Genomic DNA, 16,717 nt, shown 5'->3' with positions numbered 1-16,717 from the left:
CTATGCAGCGCTGGGATTTAATGCCCCGCATCCGGGGGCTTGAAACGTCTATGAATCGTTTTACCCAGCCCCCGCGTGGGCACCCGACCTGCGTGCAAGCCTCCGACATCGCCGCTCTGCCCATCCGCTTCGGCGCCGCCCTGCGGCACCGGCGGCTGTTCCATCCGTCGGGGGTGATGGCCGCGGGCACCCTCGAGCGCATCGCGCCGGAAGGTGAGGGCCTGCCGATGTACTCGTGTGAAGTGATCGCGCGGGTGTCCAAGGGCGTGGGCCTCCCCGGGGCCACTCCGGACGTCGCCGGGTTGGCGTGGCGGATACCGCCGACACCCGACCTTCGGTCGTGCAGCCCCTGGGATGTGTTGCTGGCGTCGACTTTCGCCGGCACTCGCGTCGGGCTGGCGCCGACCGCGTCCTGGTCCGGTGCGACGTTCTCCAGCCTGATGCCGCTGCGCTACCACGACGAGTTGTGGTGGGTGCGCGCCCGACTGGCCACCCGGGTCGACGGATCCGGTTTGTCGCTTGACGCCGTCGACAAGCAAATCAGTTCGACCGGAATCACTTTCACCATCGACCAGGCGCACGGCACCGGCGGGTTCCGCCCACTGGCCCGCCTGACCCTTCATCACGTCGACCCGAGCTGTGACGACATCGCGTTCGACCCCACCATGCACAGCGACCGAGAGGTGGAACTGGCGCCGCGCTGGCTCGGCAACTTCCGGCGCTCGGCCTACAAGCGCAGCCGCGAAGGCCGAGACGCCCAGTGATCAGGCGGTAGGCTCTCCGCCGGACTCCGCGACGTCGGGCGCATTCTCCCGAGTCGCCATGCCACCCTCGCGACCCTCGTCCTTCGGCCCGGTACGTTGCGCCTTCTGCTTGTCGCGCTCGACGGCGTCGTCGTCGTCATAGATCCCTTTACCGGTAGGCATATCGGTCCTTTCGTCTCCACGTGAGCTACCCGGCGCTCTGGCGTTTCAACCGCGAGGCCCCGGGTATGCGCTGCGGGCTGTCCAACCCGAACCGCCCAAAAGGCACCGAAAGGTATTTGAAATGGATGCGTTGACATTTCTGCGTGAGGATCACAAGAGCGTGCTCGGCATGCTGGAGGTTCTCGACGGCGCACCGTCCGGGACCGGTGCCCAGACGAGCGGCCTGGGAACGATGGTGACGAACTTGATCATCGCCGAGTCTCAGCACGAGGCGATCGAGGAGCAGTTCTTCTGGCCCGCAGTCAGAGACGCCATCGGCGACGGGCTCGCCGACGAAGCCATCGCCCAGGAGCAGGCCGGAAAGAAACTGCTGCAGACCCTCGAGGACAAGGAGCCGGGCGATCCGGAGTACCACGACGCGCTCGCCGAGTTCGTCAAGGTCGGCCGCGAGCACATCATCTTCGAACAAGACGTCGTGTGGCCGGCGTTCGAGGCCGCGGTCAGTCGCGAGGAGCGCGAGAAGATCGGCGAAAAGCTGGAAGCGGCGAAGAAGATCGCGCCGACCCGGCCGCATCCCGACACCCCGGGTAGTTCAGTCGTGCAGAAGACGTTGGGGCTCGGGGCCGCGGTGATGGACCACGTGCGCGATGCGGCCAGTGGCCGCGAAGCCGACAACCCGCCGGACCCGCAGCAGCACTGACCGCACGCTGACCGCCTCGAGCGGTGAATCAGCTTGTCGCCGTGTGCTGTTCGTGGGTGAACGGCTTTTCACCCTGCACCGCGGGCTGACCGTCCGGGCACCGCTCGGCGCCCTTGTTCTCCCGTTTCTTGGTGCCCAGCCACTGCTGGTTCGGCTTTTCGACGTACTCCCATTCCATGCCCTCGGGCCACGGCCCCTGGCCTTCGTTCCACGGCCCGCGCACTGAGCCCTGCCCGTTGGACATGTTGAACGCCACGTTCTGGAAGCGATCGTCGCCGGGCAGCTGCCCCGGCGGGAAGTTCACCGGCAGCTCGTTGAGCGCGGCGGTGAACTGCTGGAAGTGCGCCACTTCCCGGGTCATCAGGAACGTGAGGGTGTCCTGCACGCCGGGATCGTCGGTGAACTGCTTGAGATACTCGTAGACGATCTTCGCGCGCGATTCGGCGGCCAGGTTGCTGCGCAGGTCGACGGTCGGATCGCCGTTCGCGTTGACGAAGGTGCCCTGCCACGGCGTACCGGCGGAGTCCTTGACGTCCGGCCCGCCGCCGGTGAGCGCGAAGTACAGCGGGTTGACCGCGACGCTGTGGATGATGTCGTCGCGACCGTCCTTGGTGGCGACCGCGGGCATCCAGTCGCAGCGTTCGTTGGCCATCTTCAGGTCGTCGTTGAGGCCGTCGAGCAGCATGGTGATCATCGAACCCACCATCTCGAGGTGGCTGAACTCCTCGGTGGCGATGTCCATGAACAGGTCGTACATCTTCGGGTTCTTCTGGCGCAGCACGAACGCCTGCGTGAAGTACTGCATCGCGGCCTTGAGCTCGCCGTTCGCGCCGCCGAACTGCTCCTGCAGCAGGGTGGCGAACCGGGGGTCCGGCTTGTCGACGCGTACCTCGAACTGAAGATCCTTGTTGTGAATGAACATTGAGCCTCCCGGGCTGTGTGGTTGGCAGGTCGGCGCCGAGTACCCGGGAGTTCGCCCCCCAAACGGGGCAATCTAATCCGCTGCTGCCCGCAGCTTGTCCAACAGCGGCGCGGCCGCTTCCTCGAGGAACGCGTCCTGGCGCTCGTCGCCGATCTGGACGAGCGCGATGTCGGTGAAGCCCGCCTCCCAGTACTTGCTGACCGCTTCGACGATCGCGTCGAGATCCGGTCCGCAGGGGATGGATTCCGCGACGTCCTCGGGGCGCACGTACTGCGTCGCGCCGTCGAAGCCCGCCGTGGTCGGGAGGTCCGCGTTGACCATCCAGCCCCCGCCGAACCACCGGAACTGGTCGTGCGCCCGTCGCACAGCGGCTCCTTCGTCGGGGTCCCAGCAGATCGGGATCTGCCCGACGACGCGGACGTCGCCCGGCAGGCCGGTCCCGCGCCTGGCCTCGTGCCACGCGTCGACGAGGTCCTTGTTCGGTTCGACGGCTATCAGGTGATCGGACAGCGGCGCGAACGTCTCGACCGACCGCTCGCCGGACACCGCGGTGGCGATCGCCACCGGCGTCTCCGGGAGGTCCCACAGCCGGGCGGAGTCGACCTCGAAGTACTCGCCCTTCCAGTCGACGAGGTCGCCGGTGAACAACTCGCGGATGATCTGGATCGCTTCGCGCAACATCTCCTGGCGGCGGGCCACCGTGGGCCAGCGCTTCCCGACGACGTGCTCGTTGAGGTTCTCACCACTGCCCAGCCCGAGTGTGAACCGGCCGTCGGCGAGGATCTGCAGGGTTGCGGCCTTCTGCGCGACGACCGCGGGGTGGTACCGAATGGTCGGACAGGTCACGTAGGTGAACAGTTCGACCCGCTCGGTGGCATGAGCGACGGCGCCCAGCACCGACCACGCGTACGGGGCATGGCCCTGCGCAGCCAGCCACGGGAAGTAGTGGTCAGAGGAAACCTCGAAGTCGAAGCCCACGCGTTCCGCCGAAACCGCATAGCGGACAAGCTCTTTTGGGCCACTCTGCTCGGTCATCAACGTGTAGCCGAAGCGCGTCATGATCCCGGCATACCCGGGGCCAGCGCGACGAAAACGGCTACAGCCTGGCCTTCACCGCCGCCGAAAGCCGCGCGCCGTCGGCCTTGCCGGCGGCGATCGCAGTGGCGGCCTTCATCACCAGTCCCAGCTGTCTGGTTCCGGGCCGCTCGCCGATCTCCTCGGCGATCTGGGCGATCGCCGTGTCGGCGACGTCGGCCAGTTCGGCTTCGGTCAGCGGCGTCGGCAGGTACTCGTCGATGACGCGCGCTTCCGCGTGCTCGTTGGCGGCCAGTTCTCCCCGCCCGTTCTGGGTGTAGATTTCGGCGGCCTCACCGCGCTTCTTGGACTCTCTGGTGAGGATCTTGAGCACGTCGGCGTCGGTCAACTCGCGCGACTGCTTACCGGCGACCTCCTCGTTGCCGATCGCGGCGAGCAGCATCCGCAACGTAGCCGTGCGCAGCTTGTCCTGAGACTTCATCGCCGCTGTCAGATCGGCCCGCAACCGGTCCTTGAGTTCCGCCATAGGCCAAAGCTACGCCGGGCAAGCCGGCCGGCGCCGCCCGTCGCGTTGTCAATTCACACCGCCATCGACAGGATGGTGGCCATGAGCACCGACGCCGGCTGGTACGGCCCGCCGCCGGGCTACGCCCCACCGGGGTACCCGCAGGCCGGCTACGGACCGCCCCCGGGGTACTACCCGCCGCCGGGGTACGCACCTTTTGGATTCGCGCCCCCTGGCTACGGCCCGCCACCGGGATACCGTCCCCCCGCGCTGAAGGCCGGCGTCATCCCGCTGCGCCCACTGACCCTGTCCGACATCTTCAACGGTGCGGTCGGCTACATCCGCACGAACCCGAAAGCCACGCTCGGCCTCACGACGATCGTGGTCGTCGCCACCCAGCTGCTCGCGTTGCTGCTTTCTGTCGGCCCGCTGGCCGTCGGCGGGCAGTTGGCGCCGGCGCTCAGTGGCGAAGATGAGGTCTCGACGGGCGCGCTGCTGGGCTCCATGGTGTCGGGGCTTGCCGGATCGGTCGCGACCGGGCTGGCGTCGATCCTGCTGAGCGGGATGCTCACTGTCGTCGTCGGCAGGGCCGTTTTCGGTTCCGGAATCACCATCGGTGAAGCTTGGCAACGACTTCGGGGGCGGCTGTGGGCGCTGATCGGGTTCTCGGTTCTCGAGGTGACCGGGGCGCTGGTCCTGGTCGCCGTGGTCGTGGGTCTCGTCGCCTGGATCGCGGTCGCCGCGGGTGGTGCTGCCGCGGCGGTGATCGGAATCCCCTTGGTCCTGGCGCTTTTCGCTGCGCTCGTGTACCTGGCCACGATGCTGACCTACACGCCCGTCATCATCGTGCTCGAGCGGCTCGGCATCGTCGTGGCCGTGCAACGGTCGTTCGCGTTGATCAAACGAGACTTCTGGCGGGTGTTGGGAATCCGGCTGCTCGCGGTGATCGTCGCCCAACTCGTCGCTGGCGCTGTCGCGTTCCCGTTCAGCCTCGGCGGCCAGCTCGTGCTGATGGCGGCGACGACGACGGCTGCCGCGCTGCTGGCGCTGATCCTGCTCACCGTCGGGGGTGCGATCGGCCAGATCATCACCGCACCCTTCAGCGCGGGCGTGGTGGCACTGCAGTACACCGATGGCCGAATCCGCAGGGAGGCTTTCGATCTGGTGCTGCAGACCGGTGCCGGGTACGGCCCGGCCGTGCCGTCCGAGTCGACCGACCAGCTGTGGCTGACCCGTCACAACTGACGTGCCGACGATAGACATCGACAGCGATGCCGCACACGAGGCAGCGCAACACGAACTCGCAAAGCCGATATACCCCAAGGGCTCCCTCATCGAGCGGGTCATCGACTGGGCCGAGGACCTGCTGTACCGACTCTCGGTGCAGGGTGCGTCCGTGCCGGGTGGTTGGCTGACGGTCACGGTGCTGGCGATCCTGCTCGCCGTGGCGGTGGTCGTGGCGGTTCGAGTCGCGCGACGGACCATGCGAACCGGTCGCGGCCGAAGTGTGGGGTTGTTCGGCGACCAGATGCTCACCGCGGCGCAACATCGTGGGTTGGCGGAACGAGCCGCCGCGGCCGGGGACTGGGCCGCGGCGATTCGGCACCGGCTGCGAGCCGTCGCACGGCACCTGGAAGAGCTCGGTGTGCTCGATCCCGTCCCAGGGCGCACCGCCACCGAGCTGGCGCGAGACGCCGGCAGTCGGATACCCGCGCTGAGCGACGAGTTGTCCTGTGCAGCAACGGCTTTCAACGACGTGTCCTATGGTCAACGACCGGGTACCGAGGGCGCCTACCGGATCATTGCGGGCGTCGACGACCGCATCGGCTCGCACGCGCCAGTGGTGGCCTCTGCGGTGGCCGGCCCGCCTACGCCCGACGGGTGGGCGGAGATCCGATGACCGCCGTGGCGCCGACGATCCGCCAACGCTGGCGTGGAGCCAAGTGGGTGTTGCTGGCGCTGGCTGCCGTCATCGCTTTCGCGACGCTGAGCGCCTATCTCACCGCGCCGCGCCCGGGCGGGCGGATGGATCCGGAGTCGACGTCGCCGGACGGGACACGGGCGCTGATGACGCTGGTGCGGGAGCACGGCGTCGACGTGGTCGAGGCGCGCGATGTGGCCGCGGTCGAGGCGGCAGCCCGGCCCGACGCCCTGTTGATCGTGGTACAGACCTACCACCTCGTCGACGACGCGTTGCTCCAGCGGCTAGCGGCGCTCCCGGGCGATCGCCTACTGGTGGAGCCGATCTCACGCACCCGGGAAGCTCTGGCGCCAGAGATCAGGTTGAGCGGCGCCACCACGTTCGGCGGCGGTGAGCGGCCGGGCTGCGACCTTCGCGAAGCCACCCGCGCGGGGGCGGTGCAGTTCGGGCTGAGCGACGCCTACGACGCGGCAGACGAGGACACCGCCCTCACCCGCTGCTACGACGGCGCACTGGTCCGCTACACCGCCGAGGGGCGAGATGTAACCGTGGTCGGCAACTCCGATTTCATGACCAACGGCGGGCTGCTCAAGGAGGGCAACGCGGCGCTCGCCATGAATCTCGCCGGTACCGACCGGCGAATGATCTGGTATGCGCCGCAGTTCACCGAGGGCGAGTCAGAAGGGGGCGCCTCTCTCTTCGACCTGGTTCCACAGCAGGTGCGGTGGGTGCTGTGGCAGCTCGCGGCGACGGTGGTGCTGGTCGGCGCGTGGCAGAGCCGGCGCATCGGTCCGCTTGTCGCAGAACGGCTTCCGGTCGTGGTGCGAGCGTCTGAAACCGTGGAGGGCCGTGGCCGGCTGTACCGCTCCCGACGCGCGCGCGACAGGGCCGCCGATGAGTTACGCACTGCGGCGCTGCAACGGATGCAGCCCCGTCTCGGCCTGGGCGCCAGCCCCGATACCGTCGCGGTCGTGCAAGCGGTTTCTGCTCACTGCGATATTCCTCCGCAGGCGTTGGGTGACATCCTGTTCGGTCCGCCGCCGAGAGACGACGCCGAACTGGTCCGCCTTGCACGCGAACTCGACAACATCGAGAGGCAGGTCGCACGCTCGTGACTCAGGCAGGTGAACACGATTCCGCGCGAACCGCGTTGCTGGCGTTGCGCTCGGAGATAGCGAAGGCGGTGGTCGGTCAGGACGCGGTCGTCAGCGGACTGGTGATCGCGCTGCTGTGCCGCGGCCACGTACTGCTCGAAGGCGTTCCCGGGGTCGCCAAGACGCTGCTGGTGCGCACGCTGGCCGCTGCCTTGCAACTGGACTTCAAGCGCGTGCAGTTCACTCCCGACCTGATGCCCGGCGACGTCACCGGCTCGCTGGTGTACGACGCGCGCACAGCGGAATTCGAGTTCCGGTCCGGGCCGGTGTTCACGAACCTGCTGCTGGCCGACGAGATCAACCGGACGCCACCCAAGACTCAGGCCGCGCTGCTGGAAGCCATGGAGGAGCGCCAGGTCAGCGTCGAGGGCGAAGCCCGTGCACTGCCGGATCCGTTCATCGTCGCCGCGACGCAGAACCCCATCGAGTACGAGGGCACCTACCAACTGCCCGAGGCGCAACTGGACCGGTTCCTGCTCAAACTCAACGTTGGGCTACCGACACGCGAACAAGAGGTCGCGATCCTGAACCGGCACGCGCACGGGTTCGACCCCCGTGACCTGTCCGATGTGCGACCCGTCGCAGGAGCCGCCGAACTGGCCGCCGGGCGCGCGGCGGTAGGGGGTGTCCTGGTCGCCGACGAGGTGCTCGGTTATGTCGTCGACATCGCCACCGCCACAAGGAATTCATCTTCTCTGCAGCTGGGAGTGTCGCCGCGCGGCGCGACCGCACTCTTGGCGACCGCCCGGTCGTGGGCCTGGTTGTCGGGGCGCAACTACGTGACGCCTGACGACGTGAAGGCGATGGCGCGGCCGACATTGCGCCACCGGGTGCAGTTGCGCCCGGAAGCCGAACTGGAAGGTGCCACTCCCGACGGGGTGCTGGACGGCATACTCGCGACAGTGCCGGTGCCACGCTGGTGATCCTCACCGGGCGTGCGGGGCTGGTCGCGCTGATCCTCGTCGCACCGATCGCGGTCTCACCGCGGCCGGGATGGACGTTCGCCGTGCTGATCGTCGCGCTGCTCACGCTGATCGTGTTCGACGCGGCGCTGGCGGGCAGCACTCGCAGGGTGCGTTTCACCCGGTCGGGCGAACCCACAGCACGGCTCGGCCAGTCGGTGGAGGCCGTGCTGCACGTCGATAACACCGGTGCGGGCCGTGTCAGGGGACTCGTCCGCGACGCCTGGCCGCCGAGCGCGCGCGCCGCGCCGCGCGTTCACCGTGTGAATGTGCCCGCCGGGCAACAGCTTCGGCTTGTGACGACGCTGCGGCCGGTGCGCCGCGGCGACCAGGAGTCGGCGTGGGTGACGGTTCGCGCGACCGGGCCGCTCGGGCTGGCGGGCCGCCAGAGCTCGCACCGCGTACCGTGGCGGGTCAGGATCCTGCCACCGTTCTTGTCGCGCAGACACCTGCCGTCGCGGCTCGCGAAACTGCTTGAGCTCGAAGGCAATACGCCGGTCCTGATCCGCGGCCGGGGTACCGAGTTCGACTCGCTGCGGGAGTATGTCATCGGCGACGACGTCCGGTCGATCGACTGGCGCGCCTCGGCGCGGCGTGCCGACGTCGTCGTCAGGACATGGCGCCCGGAACGGGATCAACGGGTGGTCATCGTGCTCGACACCGGCCGCACCTCGGCGGGTCGTGTCGGGGTGGACCCGACCGCGAACGAGCTTTCGGGCTGGCCGCGGCTGGATTGGTCGATGGACGCCGCGCTGCTTCTCGCGGCGCTCGCCTCCCGGGCGGGCGACCACGTCGACTTCCTTGCCCACGACCGAATGACCAGGGCAGCGGTGTTCAACGCCTCCCGCACGGACCTGCTCGCTCAACTGGTGGCGGCGATGGCCCCGATCGAGCCCGCGCTGATCGAATCGGACGCGGTCGCGATGGTCTCAGCGGTGCAGCGTCGTGTTCGCAGGCGCGCGTTGGTCGTGCTGCTCACCGACCTCAACGCCTCCGCGCTGGAAGAAGGCCTCATGACCGTGCTTGCGCAGCTGACGGCCAAGCACGGCGTCGTCGTCGCGGCGGTCGCCGACCCCCGGGTCGAGGTGCTCGCGGGCGGGCGCGCCGACGCCGTGCAGGTCTACGACGCCGCAGCAGCCGAACGGGCCCGCAACGAGCGGCGGGCGATCGCTTCTCGATTGCGGCGCAGCGGCGTGGGAGTCGTCGATACCCCGCCCGAGGAACTCGCTCCCGCGCTGGCCGACCACTATCTGGCGATGAAAGCCACCGGCCGGCTCTAGCTGGTCGGCACCACGTCGGGGGCGTCGTCGACGTCTCCGGTCTCGCCCGCCCGCTGCGCCCTTCGGCCGAAGTGGAATATGTACGCCAGGAACGCGAATTCGGCTGTCACGCCGATGGCGATCCGGGCCGCCGTCGGCAACGGCGAGGGCGTCACGAGTGCCTCGATGAGCCCCGACACCAGCAGAACCGCCACCAGCCCGCCCGCCACCGAGCCGATCGCGCGGCCTTGCTCGGCGAGCACCTGTCCGCGCGGACGGTCACCCGGCGCGACGACCTTCCATCCCAGCCGCATTCCTGCCGCGGCGGCCAGAAACACCGCGGTCAGCTCGAGCAGGCCATGCGGGGTGATCAGCCCGAGGAAGACGTCGCCCTTGCCCGCGCCGAACATCAGCCCCGCGTTCACGCCGAGGTTGGCGGCGTTCTGCAGCAGCACGTAGGGAATCGGGAGGCCGAGCAGAATCGCAAATGCCAAGCACTGCAACGAGATCCAGGCGTTGTTCACCCAGACCTGCAGCGCGAACGAACCCGCCGGGTGCTCGCTGTAGTAGTTCGCGAAGTTCGCGTTGACCAGTTGGTCTATCTCCTCGGGCGTGCCGATGGCCGCCCGCACTTCGGCACTGCCCGACACCCAGACCGCGATCAGAGCGGCAGTGGCCAGGAACACGACGGCCGTGCTCAGCCACCACGCCCGGGACCGGTAGGCGACGACGGGGAACGAGACGGTCCAGAACCGGACGAACTCGCGCCACAGCGGCGCGTGCGCGCCGGTCACCGCGCTGCGGCCCTGGGCAACGAGGCCCGACAGCCGGCCCACGAGCACCGAGTCCGTGGATGCAGAGCGCACCATCGACAGGTGCGTGGACACGCGCTGGTACAGATCGACCAGTTCGTCGACCTCGGCCCCGGTGAGGTGGCGGCGACGTCTGATCAACTGCTCGAAGCGGTCCCACGTCGCGCGGTGCGTCAGCACGAACGCGTCGACATCCACGCACCGAATCCTAGTAGCGTTGGGCGCTATGGTCTGGCAGCAGGAACCTGTCGTGACCGGAGACGCGGTGGTTCTCGACGTCCAGATCGCCCAGCTTCCGGTACGAGCGGTGGCGGCGCTCATCGACATCACCGTCGTGTTTCTGCTTTATCTGATCGGGTTGCTGCTCTTCGCCTTGACGCTCACGCAGTTCGATCCGGCACTGTCGGGAGCGCTGGTGATCATCTTCACCGTGCTCGCCCTGGTGGGCTATCCGCTCGTGTTCGAGACCGCGACGCGCGGCCGGTCGCTGGGAAAGATGGCGATGGGTCTGCGGGTGGTGTCAGAAGACGGTGGCCCAGAACGGTTTCGGCAGGCGTTCTTTCGAGCGCTGTCCGGGGTCGTCGAGATCTGGATGCTCGCCGGTGGTCCGGCCGTGATCTGCAGCCTGCTGTCGGCCAAAGGCAAACGGCTCGGAGACATCTTCGCCGGCACCGTGGTGATCAGCGAGCGTGCGCCCCGCATGTCTCCCCCACCGCCCATGCCGCCGCAGCTCGCATGGTGGGCGTCATCGTTGCAGCTGTCGGGGTTGCGGCCCGAGCAGGCCGAGTTGGCTCGTCAGTTCCTCAGCCGCGCAGCGCAATTGGATCCCGATGTGCGCGATCGAATGGCTCGCCGGATCACCACCGGCGTCGTCGCGCAGATCTCACCGCCGCCCCCACCGGGCACCCCGCCGCAGTTCATACTCGCGGCGGTGCTGGCCGAGCGGCACCGTCGCGAGTTGGCTCGACTGCAATCGAGCCACGCCGCGCCACCAGCCGCGCCTTGGCCCATCCCACCGCCGCCGCCGGTTCAGCCCCAGTCTGGGGGCTTCGCGCCGCCGGGCTAGCCTGCGATCCAGTTGCCGTGGAACCCGTACGGGACACGCTGCGGCAGCTGGACTCTGGCGATGGGCGGACCCGTGAAGTCCGAAGCGTCGATGATCACGAGGTCGCTGCCGTCACGCGCCGGGTCGTACACGTAACCGAGGTACCAGCCGCTGTTCTCGTCCGCAGGGCCCGACGGAGACGGAACGAACACCGCCTCACCGGGGCCGGCCGGGGCGCTCTCCATGTCGAACGCCTGCTCGGCCGCGTCTCCTGTTGCGAGGTCGTAACGCACGAGCCGGCCGTCACCGACCGCGACGGCGTATCGGGCCGGCAAGGTCGCCAACCGGTCGTCGATCCGCGGGAACTCGACCGCACGGTCGTCGAGCTGACGCTCGGCGACAGTGCCGGTGGACAGGTCGATCGTCCAGCTCCACAACACCCCGTCGGCCTCGAAACCGCTGGTGCCCCGCCACAATTCGGGATACCGGACCGCTTGCAGCACAACGGAGTTGCCGTCATCGTAGGCATTCGCGACGTGGAACACGTAACACGGGTCGATGTCCAACCACCGCACTTCGCCGAACGGGTCGTCGCGGCGCAGCAACCCGAACCGCGCGCCGTAGTTGTCGTCCCAGCGGTACGGCATGTCGCTTCCGGACTTCATCGCGATGTCGAGGTCGAACACGATGGGCAGGTCCATGAAGATCACGTGGGTCGCGGTCAGGGCGAAGTCGTGCATCATCGTCAGGGCCGGAACGTCGAGCGGCCGGTTGACGGTCAACTCGCCGTCGGCGTCGGCGCGGTGGTAGGTCACGTGCGGGGTGAAGATGTTGCCGTAGCCGAAGAAGTGCAATTCGCCTGTCGCCGGGCAGATCTTGGGATGTGCGGTCATCGAGTCGACCAGCTTGCCACCGAAGTCGTAGGCGCCCAACGTCTCCAGATCGTTGGTGATCTCGTAGGGCAGCGACGACTCGACCAGCGCCAAGGTCCTTCCCGCATGGCCGACGACGTGCGTGTTGGCGACGCTGGCCCGCAGATTGCGAGTGCCGTCGGCGTTGTAAAGCGGGAACTCGGAGATGAAGCTGTCGGTCCGCACCCACCGATTGCGGTACCACTTGGCCCGGCCGCCCTCGATGCGGACTCCGTGGATCATGCCGTCGCCGGTGAACCAGTGCGCGCTGCTCCGGCGCGGATTGGGCCCGTTGCGCAGGTACCAACCGTCCAATTCCGCCGGTATCGCGCCCTGCACCGGAAGGTCGTACTCACTCAGTTCGTCGGCGACCGGAGCGTAGTTGCCGCGCCGGAAGAAATCGTCGGCGCCGAAAAGAGTCGAGTCGGTCGTCTCGGTCATCTGCGTCTCCTGGAGTCGATAGCCGACTCTGGCACGTCCTCGGCGATGTGTCACCCAGGAGGTTGCATCGCGATAGGTTCCGATATATCGTCAACGTATCGAGATGCAATCCGCGTCTCCCCCGATCAAAGGAAAACAGCTATGACCAACCCCTTCACGCCGCCGCCCGGCGGCTTCGGCTTCACCCCGCTCGACCGGCGGGCGCTGCATCAGCAGCGGCGACAGGCCCGGCGCGAACTCCGGGACAACCTGCGCGAGCAGCTCAGGCAGCACGACGGCGGGCCCTCGTTCGGACCCGGCCGCGGCGGCCCCGGTCGCGGGTTCGAGTTCGGCTTCGACCGGCGCGGCGGCTTCGGTTTCGGTCCGGGCTTCGGCCCCGGTTTCGGTCCGGGCTTCGGTCCCGGCGGTCCGCACCGCGGCCGTCGGCACGGCCGGGGCCGTCGCGGCGATGTGCGCGCGGCGATCCTCAAGCTGCTCGCCGAGCGGCCCATGCACGGCTACGAGATGATCCAGGAGATCGGCGAACGCAGCCAGAACCTGTGGCGGCCGAGTCCCGGGTCGGTGTACCCGACGCTGCAGCTGCTGGTCGACGAGGGTCTGATCGTCGCGACCGAAACCGACGGCAGCAAGAAGCTTTTCGAGCTCACCGACGACGGCCGCGCCGCGGTCGAGAAGATCGCGACCGCGCCGTGGGAAGAGATCACCGACAGCTTCAAGGACGAGGCGCCCGGCCACGCCAACCTCCAGAGCGCCGTCGCCCAGCTGATGGGCGCCGTCGCGCAGGCGGCCTACGCCACCGGCGAGGACCAACAGCAGCGGGTCGTCGACATCGTCAACAATGCCCGCCGCGAGATCTACGGAATCCTCGGCGAAGCCGAATAGCCCCTCGACGTTCGAGGAATAAGCCCGGCGGGATGGGTGTACGCATTACGTATGCAGAGTGTGCACACCTTCCCGCTGGGCTCCTTCCATGTCAAGCGCGTCGGGTTCGGCGCGATGCAGTTGCCGGGGCCCGGGGTGTTCGGCCCGCCACGAGACCACGACCAGGCGATCGCGGTGCTGCGGCGGGCGATCGAGTTGGGCATCAACCACATCGACACGTCACAGTTCTACGGCCCCAACGTGGCCAACGAGCTGATCCGCGAGGCGCTGCATCCCTATCCGAACGACCTGGCGTTGGTCAGCAAGGTCGGCGCGCGCCGCGACGAGGCCGGCGCGTGGCTGCCCGCGCAGGAGCCCGATCAGCTGCGGGCGAGCATCGAGGAGAACCTGGAGACGCTCGGCACCGACCGGTTGGCCGCCGTGAACCTGCGGGTGCATGACGCCGGCGGCGATCCCAACCAGCCCGCCCAGGTCAACCGCGAGCTGTTCGAGCGGCAGCTCGCGACGATGATCAAGGCCCGAGACGAAGGCCTGATCGCCGGTGTCGGACTGTCCAGCGTGGTCGCCGAGCATCTGCGAATCGCGTTGGACCACACCGAGATCGTCTGCGTGCAGAACGCCTACAACGTCGTCGACCGCACCTCGCAGCCGGTGCTCGACGCGTGCATCGAACACCGAATTGCGTTCGTGCCCTTCTTTCCGCTGGGTTCCGGATTCGTGGCCGACAACCCGGTGCTCGGCCATCCGGCGGTCAGACGGGAAGCCGACAGACTCGGCCGCACACCGGCACAGATCGTGCTGGCGTGGACGCTGTCGGTGGCGCCGAACGTGTTGCTGATCCCGGGCACGTCGTCGGTGCGCCACCTCGAGGAGAACACGGCCGTCGCCGACATCGAACTCTCCGAGGATTTCCGTCTCTAGTCGACGTCGACCCAGTCGAGCGTGCGCTGCACCGCCTTCTGCCATCCGGCGTAAGCGAATTCACGCTGGTCCTCGCTCCACGACGGCGTCCAGCGCTTGTCCTCCTGCCAGTTCGACCGTAGGTCGTCGGCGTTCTCCCAGAACCCGACCGCCAAGCCGGCCGCGTATGCCGCTCCCAGCGCGGTGGTTTCGGCGACGACGGGTTTGACCACCTCCACGCCGAGGACGTCGGCCTGGATCTGCATGCACAGGTCGTTGGCGGTGATGCCGCCGTCGACCTTGAGCACGTCCATCTGCACGCCGGAGTCGGCCGCCATCGCGTCGACGACGTCGCGGCTCTGGTAGCAGATCGCCTCGAGAGTCGCGCGCGCCAGATGGGCGTTGGTGTTGTACCGCGACAGCCCGACGATCGCACCGCGCGCGTCCGAACGCCAGTACGGCGCAAACAATCCCGAGAATGCGGGCACGAAATACACACCGCCGTTGTCGTCGACCTGGCGAGCCAGCGCCTCGCTCTGTGCCGCGCCGCTGATGATGCCCAGCTGATCCCGCAGCCACTGCACGGCCGATCCGGTCACCGCGATCGAACCCTCAAGGGCGTAAACGGGTTTCGCGTCCCCGAATTGGTAGCACAGCGTGGTCAGCAGGCCGTTCTCGGAGCGCACGATCTTCTCACCGGTGTTCAGGAGCAGGAAATTGCCCGTGCCGTAGGTGTTCTTCGCTTCGCCCGCATCGAGGCAGACCTGACCGACCATCGCCGCCTGCTGGTCGCCGAGGATCCCGGTGAGCGGCACCTGACCTGCCACCGGTCCCTCGTCTCGGGTGATGCCGTAGGACTCGGGATACGACGACGGCTTGATCTCGGGCAGCATCTGGCGCGGAATGTCGAAGAACGACAGCAACTCGTCGTCCCAGTCGAGGGTCTCCAAGTTCATCAGCATGGTGCGGCTGGCATTGGTGACGTCGGTGACGTGCACGCCGCCGCGCGTTCCGCCGGTCAAGTTCCACAACACCCAGGAGTCCGGCGTACCGAAGATCGCGTCGCCGTTCTCCGCGTCGCGGCGCACCCCGTCGACGTTGTCGAGGATCCACTGCACCTTGCCGCCGGAGAAGTAGGTCGCGGGCGGCAGGCCGGCCTTGCGGCGGATCACGTCGCCACGGCCGTCGCGGTCCAGAGCCGTCGCGATCCGGTCGGTGCGGGTGTCCTGCCAGACGATCGCGTTGTAGTACGGCCTGCCGGTCCGCCTGTTCCACACCATCGCGGTTTCCCGCTGGTTGGTGACGCCGAGAGCAGCGAGGTCGGATGCGGACAGGTTCGTCTTGTTCAGTGCCGACATGATGACCGCCGCCGTGCGCTCCCAGATCTCGACGGGGTTGTGCTCGACCCAGCCGGCCTTCGGCAGGATCTGCTCGTGTTCGAGTTGATGCCTGCCGACCTCGGCACCGCCGTGGTCGAAGATCATGCACCGGGTGCTGGTGGTGCCCTGGTCGATGGCGGCGACGAATTCGGCCAACCTGCTCTTCCTCTCTCGACTGCGATCGAGAGTCCATCATGGACTACATGGGCAAGACGATCGCCGGTATCGACCGCATGCCCCGCGGGGGACCCGACGCATCGTGCCTGGACCGGATGCTGGAGACCGAGCGGCTCGAGTACCTCGACCGCGTCCCCAAGGGTCCTGCCGACGCGGCGCGCCAGCGCAGCGTCATCCGTGCGCTGGAGTGGGCAGGTGAGCGGTTCGGCACCACCGAGCGGTTCGCGGAGATCGCGCTCGCCGAGGTCGCCGACGTCGCCGATCCGAAGATCCTCGAACTCGGTGCGGGCCACGGCGCGTTGTCACGCAAGCTGCTCGACTGGCATCCCACTGCCGTGCTCACCGTCACCGACCTCGACGCCACCTCCGTCGAGGCGATGGCTCAGTCAGACCTCGGGCAGCACCCGCGCGCCGCGGTTCGGCAGCTGGACGCCACCGCGATCGACGGTGCCGACGGCCAGTTCGACCTGGCGGTGTTCGCGCTGTCGTTCCACCACCTCGCGCCGTCGGCGGCGGCGCGCGCGATCGCCGAAGGCACCCGGGTGGCCGACAAGCTGCTGATCATCGATCTGCCGCGGCCGCCGTCGCCGCTTCATCTGATGCGCATTGCAGCCATGCTGCCGTTCGCGGCGATCCTTCCGTTCGCGCACGACGGAATCATCAGTTCGTTGCGCACGTATTCACCATCGGCGCTGCGCGCGTTGGCCGCTCACGCCGACCCGGCGATCGACGTGAAGCTACGCGGCGGGCTGCTGAGTCCCCAGATCGTCGTCGCGCGCCGCTGAC

At 68.1% G+C, this 16,717-nt stretch carries 18 protein-coding genes; 11 read left to right on the top strand and 7 right to left on the bottom strand.

Annotated elements, in window-relative coordinates:
- Nucleotides 1–92 precede the first annotated feature (92 nt).
- Complete coding sequence (locus tag A5663_RS16255; protein ID WP_068151150.1) at nucleotides 93–764, top strand: phosphodiesterase; 672 nt, start codon at nucleotides 93–95, stop codon at nucleotides 762–764.
- Here the strand turns inward: A5663_RS16255 and A5663_RS23375 are convergent, their stop codons facing one another.
- Nucleotides 765–926 (bottom strand): hypothetical protein, encoded by a 162-nt coding sequence (locus A5663_RS23375; RefSeq protein ID WP_197503429.1) that lies wholly within the window; start codon nucleotides 924–926, stop codon nucleotides 765–767. It lies immediately after the preceding gene.
- Nucleotides 927–1,047: 121 nt separating this feature from the next.
- Here A5663_RS23375 and A5663_RS16250 point away from each other — a divergent pair, with 121 nt between their 5' ends.
- Entirely contained in the window at nucleotides 1,048–1,626 is a 579-nt protein-coding gene (locus tag A5663_RS16250) for a hemerythrin domain-containing protein (protein WP_068151147.1), read from the top strand.
- 28 nt (nucleotides 1,627–1,654) lie between these two features.
- On the opposite strand, the gene A5663_RS16245 is transcribed toward A5663_RS16250, so the two are convergent.
- The 3 genes from A5663_RS16245 to A5663_RS16235 all read right to left on the bottom strand — a co-directional run bounded on the left by A5663_RS16245 (nucleotide 1,655) and on the right by A5663_RS16235 (nucleotide 4,109).
- The gene (locus A5663_RS16245) at nucleotides 1,655–2,548 is read right to left on the bottom strand and encodes a manganese catalase family protein (protein ID WP_068151144.1); all 894 of its coding nucleotides are present in this window, start codon (nucleotides 2,546–2,548) and stop codon (nucleotides 1,655–1,657) included.
- Between the two features lie 72 nt (nucleotides 2,549–2,620).
- Nucleotides 2,621–3,607: an LLM class F420-dependent oxidoreductase gene (locus A5663_RS16240; protein WP_068151141.1), complete on the bottom strand. Its 987-nt coding sequence runs from the start codon at nucleotides 3,605–3,607 to the stop codon at nucleotides 2,621–2,623.
- 37 nt (nucleotides 3,608–3,644) lie between these two features.
- On the bottom strand, nucleotides 3,645–4,109 hold the full coding sequence (locus tag A5663_RS16235) for a GatB/YqeY domain-containing protein (protein ID WP_068151138.1): 465 nt from the start codon (nucleotides 4,107–4,109) through the stop codon (nucleotides 3,645–3,647).
- A gap of 81 nt (nucleotides 4,110–4,190) precedes the next feature.
- Between A5663_RS16235 and A5663_RS16230 the strand changes: the two genes are divergently transcribed.
- The 5 genes from A5663_RS16230 to A5663_RS16210 are packed head-to-tail and all read left to right on the top strand — an operon-like array spanning nucleotide 4,191 to nucleotide 9,405.
- Nucleotides 4,191–5,333, top strand: a complete 1,143-nt coding sequence (locus tag A5663_RS16230) for a hypothetical protein (RefSeq protein ID WP_369816645.1) — start codon at nucleotides 4,191–4,193, stop codon at nucleotides 5,331–5,333.
- 1 nt (nucleotide 5,334) lies between these two features.
- Nucleotides 5,335–5,988, top strand: a complete 654-nt coding sequence (locus A5663_RS16225; protein WP_068151132.1) for a DUF4129 domain-containing protein — start codon at nucleotides 5,335–5,337, stop codon at nucleotides 5,986–5,988.
- Nucleotides 5,985–7,124: a DUF4350 domain-containing protein gene (locus A5663_RS16220; protein ID WP_068151334.1), complete on the top strand. Its 1,140-nt coding sequence runs from the start codon at nucleotides 5,985–5,987 to the stop codon at nucleotides 7,122–7,124. The genes A5663_RS16225 and A5663_RS16220 overlap by 4 nt, the downstream gene beginning before the upstream one ends.
- Nucleotides 7,121–8,086, top strand: a complete 966-nt coding sequence (locus tag A5663_RS16215; RefSeq protein WP_068151129.1) for a MoxR family ATPase — start codon at nucleotides 7,121–7,123, stop codon at nucleotides 8,084–8,086. The genes A5663_RS16220 and A5663_RS16215 overlap by 4 nt, the downstream gene beginning before the upstream one ends.
- The gene (locus A5663_RS16210; protein WP_068151124.1) at nucleotides 8,083–9,405 is read left to right on the top strand and encodes a DUF58 domain-containing protein; all 1,323 of its coding nucleotides are present in this window, start codon (nucleotides 8,083–8,085) and stop codon (nucleotides 9,403–9,405) included. Before A5663_RS16215 ends, A5663_RS16210 begins: the two co-directional genes overlap by 4 nt.
- On the opposite strand, the gene A5663_RS16205 is transcribed toward A5663_RS16210, so the two are convergent.
- A complete protein-coding gene (locus tag A5663_RS16205) occupies nucleotides 9,402–10,394 on the bottom strand; it encodes a stage II sporulation protein M (RefSeq protein WP_068151121.1) in 993 nt (330 codons plus the stop codon). The two genes, A5663_RS16210 and A5663_RS16205, sit on opposite strands and share 4 nt — an antisense overlap.
- Nucleotides 10,395–10,422: 28 nt before the next feature.
- Here A5663_RS16205 and A5663_RS16200 point away from each other — a divergent pair, with 28 nt between their 5' ends.
- Nucleotides 10,423–11,262: an RDD family protein gene (locus A5663_RS16200; protein ID WP_068151117.1), complete on the top strand. Its 840-nt coding sequence runs from the start codon at nucleotides 10,423–10,425 to the stop codon at nucleotides 11,260–11,262.
- On the opposite strand, the gene A5663_RS16195 is transcribed toward A5663_RS16200, so the two are convergent.
- Complete coding sequence (locus A5663_RS16195) at nucleotides 11,259–12,593, bottom strand: carotenoid oxygenase family protein (RefSeq protein ID WP_068151115.1); 1,335 nt, start codon at nucleotides 12,591–12,593, stop codon at nucleotides 11,259–11,261. The two genes, A5663_RS16200 and A5663_RS16195, sit on opposite strands and share 4 nt — an antisense overlap.
- A gap of 141 nt (nucleotides 12,594–12,734) precedes the next feature.
- Here A5663_RS16195 and A5663_RS16190 point away from each other — a divergent pair, with 141 nt between their 5' ends.
- Both A5663_RS16190 and A5663_RS16185 read left to right on the top strand, forming a co-directional pair.
- Complete coding sequence (locus A5663_RS16190) at nucleotides 12,735–13,475, top strand: PadR family transcriptional regulator (protein WP_068151112.1); 741 nt, start codon at nucleotides 12,735–12,737, stop codon at nucleotides 13,473–13,475.
- A gap of 60 nt (nucleotides 13,476–13,535) precedes the next feature.
- Complete coding sequence (locus A5663_RS16185) at nucleotides 13,536–14,396, top strand: oxidoreductase (protein WP_068151331.1); 861 nt, start codon at nucleotides 13,536–13,538, stop codon at nucleotides 14,394–14,396.
- Here the strand turns inward: A5663_RS16185 and glpK are convergent.
- Nucleotides 14,393–15,859: a glycerol kinase GlpK gene (glpK, locus tag A5663_RS16180; protein ID WP_231976810.1), complete on the bottom strand. Its 1,467-nt coding sequence runs from the start codon at nucleotides 15,857–15,859 to the stop codon at nucleotides 14,393–14,395. The genes A5663_RS16185 and glpK overlap by 4 nt on opposite strands.
- An 89-nt stretch (nucleotides 15,860–15,948) precedes the next feature.
- Between glpK and A5663_RS16175 the strand changes: the two genes are divergently transcribed.
- Nucleotides 15,949–16,716 carry a class I SAM-dependent methyltransferase gene (locus A5663_RS16175; RefSeq protein WP_068151105.1) on the top strand — a complete coding sequence of 256 codons (768 nt, stop codon included), beginning with the start codon at nucleotides 15,949–15,951 and terminating at the stop codon, nucleotides 16,714–16,716.
- Nucleotide 16,717: the final 1 nt, after the last annotated feature.

This window comes from Mycobacterium sp. E740 (assembly GCF_001672895.1).
In the GTDB taxonomy this organism is placed as follows: domain Bacteria; phylum Actinomycetota; class Actinomycetes; order Mycobacteriales; family Mycobacteriaceae; genus Mycobacterium.
The sequence above is the reverse complement of the archived record's forward strand: the minus strand, read 5'-3'. Positions and strand labels throughout refer to the sequence as shown.

What these genes read in the sequence shown, in the direction of transcription:
- A5663_RS16190 (WP_068151112.1), top strand. Translation starts at nt 12,735, where the DNA reads ATGACCAACCCCTTCACGCCGCCGCCCGGCGGCTTCGGCTTCACCCCG.
- glpK (WP_231976810.1), bottom strand. Translation starts at nt 15,859, where the DNA reads ATGATCTTCGACCACGGCGGTGCCGAGGTCGGCAGGCATCAACTCGAA.
- A5663_RS16245 (WP_068151144.1), bottom strand. Translation starts at nt 2,548, where the DNA reads ATGTTCATTCACAACAAGGATCTTCAGTTCGAGGTACGCGTCGACAAG.
- A5663_RS16230 (WP_369816645.1), top strand. Translation starts at nt 4,191, where the DNA reads ATGAGCACCGACGCCGGCTGGTACGGCCCGCCGCCGGGCTACGCCCCA.
- A5663_RS16175 (WP_068151105.1), top strand. Translation starts at nt 15,949, where the DNA reads ATGGACTACATGGGCAAGACGATCGCCGGTATCGACCGCATGCCCCGC.
- A5663_RS16250 (WP_068151147.1), top strand. Translation starts at nt 1,048, where the DNA reads ATGGATGCGTTGACATTTCTGCGTGAGGATCACAAGAGCGTGCTCGGC.
- A5663_RS16200 (WP_068151117.1), top strand. Translation starts at nt 10,423, where the DNA reads ATGGTCTGGCAGCAGGAACCTGTCGTGACCGGAGACGCGGTGGTTCTC.
- A5663_RS16220 (WP_068151334.1), top strand. Translation starts at nt 5,985, where the DNA reads ATGACCGCCGTGGCGCCGACGATCCGCCAACGCTGGCGTGGAGCCAAG.
- A5663_RS23375 (WP_197503429.1), bottom strand. Translation starts at nt 926, where the DNA reads ATGCCTACCGGTAAAGGGATCTATGACGACGACGACGCCGTCGAGCGC.
- A5663_RS16235 (WP_068151138.1), bottom strand. Translation starts at nt 4,109, where the DNA reads ATGGCGGAACTCAAGGACCGGTTGCGGGCCGATCTGACAGCGGCGATG.
- A5663_RS16195 (WP_068151115.1), bottom strand. Translation starts at nt 12,593, where the DNA reads ATGACCGAGACGACCGACTCGACTCTTTTCGGCGCCGACGATTTCTTC.
- A5663_RS16240 (WP_068151141.1), bottom strand. Translation starts at nt 3,607, where the DNA reads ATGACGCGCTTCGGCTACACGTTGATGACCGAGCAGAGTGGCCCAAAA.